The organism is Nocardioides sp. NPDC051685, from assembly GCF_044453405.1.
Lineage (GTDB): Bacteria > Actinomycetota > Actinomycetes > Propionibacteriales > Nocardioidaceae > Nocardioides.
This window is the reverse complement of the sequence record NZ_JBITCR010000010.1, coordinates 20,048-24,048: the sequence shown is the minus strand read 5'-3', so window position 1 is coordinate 24,048 and position 4,001 is coordinate 20,048. Positions and strand designations below refer to the sequence as shown.

3 protein-coding genes are annotated in these 4,001 nt (G+C 71.1%); 1 reads left to right on the top strand and 2 read right to left on the bottom strand.

Annotated features, from left to right (window positions below):
- Positions 1-122: 122 nt before the first annotated feature.
- Complete coding sequence (locus ACIA03_RS23640) at positions 123-1,073, bottom strand: mechanosensitive ion channel family protein (protein ID WP_396987082.1); 951 nt, start codon at positions 1,071-1,073, stop codon at positions 123-125.
- 87 nt (positions 1,074-1,160) lie between these two features.
- Between ACIA03_RS23640 and ACIA03_RS23635 the strand changes: the two genes are divergently transcribed.
- The gene (locus tag ACIA03_RS23635) at positions 1,161-1,451 is read left to right on the top strand and encodes a hypothetical protein (RefSeq protein ID WP_396987080.1); all 291 of its coding nucleotides are present in this window, start codon (positions 1,161-1,163) and stop codon (positions 1,449-1,451) included.
- Positions 1,452-1,464: 13 nt separating this feature from the next.
- Here ACIA03_RS23635 and helR read toward each other — a convergent pair whose 3' ends face one another.
- Complete coding sequence (gene helR / locus ACIA03_RS23630) at positions 1,465-3,699, bottom strand: RNA polymerase recycling motor ATPase HelR (protein WP_396987078.1); 2,235 nt, start codon at positions 3,697-3,699, stop codon at positions 1,465-1,467.
- Positions 3,700-4,001 lie beyond the last annotated feature (302 nt).

Here is a 4,001-nt window from a genome sequence, read left to right as displayed (position 1 = left end):
GCGCCCCCCCCCGCCCCGCCCCCCCCCCCCCCCCCCCCCCCGCGCCCGCCCCCCCGCCCCCCCCCCCCCCCCCCCCCGCGGGGCCCCCCCCGCCCCCCCCCCCCCCCCCACGGACAGGCGGGTCAGGCGTTGGCCTTCTGCTCCTCGGCAGCGGCGTCCTTCTCCTCGCGGTGCCAGACGACCCGCTGCGGGAAGGGCATCTCGATGCCCTCGTAGTCGAGGCGGGCCTTGATCCGCTGGCGCATCTCGCGGGCGATCGCCCACTGCTTGAGCGGCAGGGTCTTGACGAGCACCCGCACGGTGATCGCGTCGGCGGCGAGCGCCTCGACACCGGTGACCTCGGGCTCCTCGATGATCTGGCCCTTGAACTCCTCGTCGATCCACAGGTCGTGGGAGACCTCGCGAAGGACGCGCTGGACCTTGTTGAGGTCCTCGTTGTAGCCGACGCCGACGTCGATGACGGCGCGGGCCCAGTTCTGGCTGTGGTTGCCGACGGTGAGGATCTCGCCGTTGGGGATGTACCAGACCGTGCCGTCGAGCGAGCGCAGCCGGGTGATCCGCAGGGTCACGGCCTCGACCGTGCCGCTGATGTTGTTGACCTCGATGCTGTCACCGACGCCGTACTGGTCCTCGATGATCATGAAGATGCCGGACAGGTAGTCCCGCACCAGCGACTGGGCGCCGAACCCGAGCGCCAGACCGACGATCCCGGCGGAGGCGATGATCGGGGCGATGTTGATGCCGAGCTGGTCCAGGATCATGGTGGCGAAGACCGCGACCAGGACGCCGGTGATGACGCTCTTGAAGAGCGAGCCGATCGCCTGGGAGCGCTGGCTGCGGCGGGAGCTCGCGTGGATCTCCTCGCCCGGCTCGTGGATCTTGGTGATCTTCCCGGGCAGCGTCGGCGCCTCCATGGCGCGGTTGACGACCTTGTCGATCACCCGGTGAAGCACCCAGCGGAGCACGATCGCCAGCACGATCAGGCCGAGGATGCGCAGCGGGATGCCGATCACCCACTCGCCGAGCGTCGACCAGGAGACCGAGACCAATGGGGGGTTCGGGGGAATGGACATGCGCTCCAGTATCCAACGCGTTCAAGGGCAGGTGCGAATCTCTGGGTGGGGATAGGGGCACAGAGGTACGCCGGTTAGTATCTGCCCGTGAGCAACCAGATCCTGCGCCGCGCCGGCCTGCTCGGCGCCTCCGCCTCCGCCGCCGTCGTCGCCTCTGTTGCTACCGCCGGCCCCGCCAGCGCCGAGGTTCCCAACGGCTGGCCGATCGCCGAGGACATGACCGCCTCCGGTCTGCTCCTGCTCATCCTGCTCATCCCGGTGATCCTGATGGTGGTCATCTCGCTCCTGGTGCTCCTGCCCGGTGTGCTCCGCGGCGAGGGCCTGCTGCCCAAGCCCCACAAGGCCGAGGACGACAACCTCCCCGCCGCGACGCACTGACCCGCTCCCTCGCTCAGGTGAGGATGGCCAGCCGCTGGGTGGCCCGCGTCATCGCGACATAGCGGTCCACCGCACCCTCGATCCCGGTCCCGTACGTCTCGGGCTCGATCAGCACGACCAGGTCGAACTCGAGCCCCTTGGCGTGCTCGGGGCTCAGGCGGCGTACCCGGCCTTGGTCGGCGTCGGGTGAGCCGGTGGCGATGACACAGGCGATGCCTTCCTCGTTCTCGGCGAGCCAGGTGTCCAGGATCACGTCGAGCTCGTCGACCGTGCCGTGGTGCACGGGGATCCCGGAGGCACGGATCGACGTGGGCACGTTGGCGTCGGGGAGCGCGGCCCGGATGACCGGCTCGGCCTCGGCCATCACCTCCTCGGGGGTGCGGTAGTTGATGCTCAGGCCGGCCATCTCGATCCGGTCCAGGCCGACGCGCTCGAGCCGCTCCTGCCACGACTCGGTGAAGCCGTGTCTCGCCTGGGCCCGGTCGCCGACGATCGTGAAGCTGCGTGAGGGGCAGCGGCTGATCAGCATCTGCCACTCGGCGTCGGTCAGCTCCTGGGCCTCGTCGACGACGATGTGCGCGAACGGGCCGGCGTACGGGTCGAGCTCCTCGGGCTCTCGCACCGAGTCGTCCAGGAGCGCGGTACGCACGTCCTGGCCGCGCAGCATCGACATCACCTTCATCTCGGAGTCGTCGTGGCTGATCAGGTCCGAGACCACCTCGGCCTTCGCCTTCCGGTCGGCCGCCGCGGCCGCCTTCTTGGCGCTCCGGCGCCGCGACGCGTCGGGGTCGCCGAGCCGGCGGTGGGCGGCGTCGAGCAGCGGCAGGTCGGCCTCGGTCCACGCCCGCGGGTCCTCCCGCTGGAGCGTCTTCACCTCCTCGGGAGTGAGCCAGGGCGCGCACATCCGCAGGAAAGCCGGCACCTCCCACAGGTCCCCGACGATGTCGGTCGGGCTCAGCCGCGGCCAGACCTCTCCGAAGACGTCGAGCAGCCCGGCGTTGGTCTCCAGCGAGGCGCGCAGGGCGTCGACCGCGTCCTCGTCCACGAGGCCGTACGCGTCGAACTCGTCCTCCGCCTGCTCGGAGTCGCCCCAGTCGTCGAGATCGACATCGGCGTCGTAGTCGCGGTCCGGGTCGTCGCCGGTGTTCGCCTGGATCTTGTCGGTCACGATCCGCAGCAGCGCGTCCCAGACCTGGTCGCGGGCGTCGTTGTGCGGCGTACCCTGCTCTGCGGCGGCGAGCGCCTCGGCCCAGTCGGTGGTGCTGATCACCGCGTCGCCGTAGGGCGTCTCGACCAGCGTCGGCTTCGTCGGAGGGTTTTCGTAGAGCGCGACCGCCGGCTCGATCGCCGCGACCATCCGGGCGTCGGCCTTGAGCCGGGCGACCTCCTGGTCGGTCTCCGGCAGCAGCGAGGCACCCTCGGGCACCATCCGCCGCAGCGTGGTGGTGCGTACGCCTTCCTCGCCCAGGCTCGGCAGCACGTCGGCGACGTAGGAGAGATAGGGCTCGTGCGGCCCCACGAACAGCACCCCGCCCTTGCCCTCACCCAGGCGCGGGTCGGAGTAGAGGAGGTACGCCGTGCGGTGCAGCGCCACCACGGTCTTTCCCGTCCCCGGGCCGCCGTCGACGACCAGGGCGCCTCGCGAGGACGCGCGGATGATGGCGTCCTGGTCGGACTGGATCGTGCCGAGCACGTCGCGCATCCGCGGGGAGCGGCTGCTGCCGAGGGTGGCGATGAAGGCCGACTGGTCATCGAGCGCCGCGTGCCCCTGGAGCCCTTCGGCGGTGAAGACCTCGTCCCAGTAGTCGGTGACCCGCCCGTTGGTCCAGCGGTAGCGGCGCCGGCTCAGCAGCCCGCGCGGCTCGGCGTGGGTGGCGGCGAAGAACGGCTCCGCGGCCGGTGAGCGCCAGTCGACCAGCAGCCGCCGCCCGTCGCTGGCGGTCAGCCCCAGCCGGCCGATGTAGATGGTGCTGCCCGACTCCGTGACGATCCGCCCCAGGCACAGGTCCAGGCTGAACCTGCGCAGCATCCGCAGCTGCCCACCGATCCGGTGCACCTCCAGATCGCGGTCCATCGCCTCCTGCCCGTGCCCACCCGGCCGGCGGCGTACGTCGTCCAGCCGCTCGTTCAGCTCGGCGATCTGCGCCTCGAGACTGTGTCCGATGGCGGCGAAGTGCTGCTCGTCATCGGCGATCAGTGCCGGGTCCGCCTTGGCATCGTGACGGCCCGCGAGATCGAATGCTTGCAACGTTGAATCCCCTGTCTGAACAGGCACTTTACCTGTTCGAGGAGGAGATTCTGCCCCAATCCGGGGGCCTTGCGGCAAGCCCCTATGTGCGCTATAAAGTTGTTAGTGGAAGGGAGAGATCTCCCTTCCATTCCTGCGTTTTGAGGCCGAGTCGGCGCATCTGTCCCGCCGAAAACACCCGAGTCGGGGGGGGGGGGGGGGGGGGGGGGGGGCCGCGCGGCGGCGGGGGGGGGGGGGGGTGGGGGCGAGCGGCGCCGCCGGGGAGGCGGGGCGGGCGGGGGGCGGGCGGGGGGGGGGGGGCG

Coding starts and splice junctions, on each gene's coding strand:
- ACIA03_RS23640 (WP_396987082.1), bottom strand. CDS start 1,073: ATGTCCATTCCCCCGAACCCCCCATTGGTCTCGGTCTCCTGGTCGACG.